This is a genomic window from Arthrobacter cavernae (assembly GCF_017368795.1).
GTDB classification, from domain to species: domain Bacteria; phylum Actinomycetota; class Actinomycetes; order Actinomycetales; family Micrococcaceae; genus Arthrobacter; species Arthrobacter cavernae.
The window spans coordinates 1-344 of the sequence record NZ_JAFNLL010000145.1; the positions used below are offsets into that span (position 1 = coordinate 1).

Annotated in this window: 1 pseudogene; it reads right to left on the reverse strand. The window is 64.8% G+C overall.

What is annotated here, in order from left to right:
• A pseudogene (locus tag J1902_RS19180) lies at nucleotides 1-344 on the reverse strand (glyceraldehyde-3-phosphate dehydrogenase); the annotation flags it as partial.

Consider the following 344-nt stretch of genomic DNA (forward strand, 5'->3'; position numbering starts at 1 on the left):
AGGCGGCCGATGCGGCCGAAGCCGTACAGGACGACGTCGGTGCTGGTGCGGTCGTCGCCGCCGCGCTTGCCGACGACGTCGGCAAGTTCCGCGCGGAGGAATTCGTCGAGGGAGGTTCCGGCACCTTCGGCCTTGAACTTCTCGGTCAGGCGGGCGATGTCGATCGCTGCAGCACCGAGCTCGAGCTCGGCCAGGGCGTTCAGCAGCGGCGCGGTTTCTTCGAGCAGGAGCTCGGTGTTGCTCATCCGGCGTGCGAAGCGGTGCGCCTTGAGGATGTTCATGGTCGACTTGTTGATCAGGCTACGGCCATGGATGCTCGTCACCACATTGTTTTCGCGGTACAG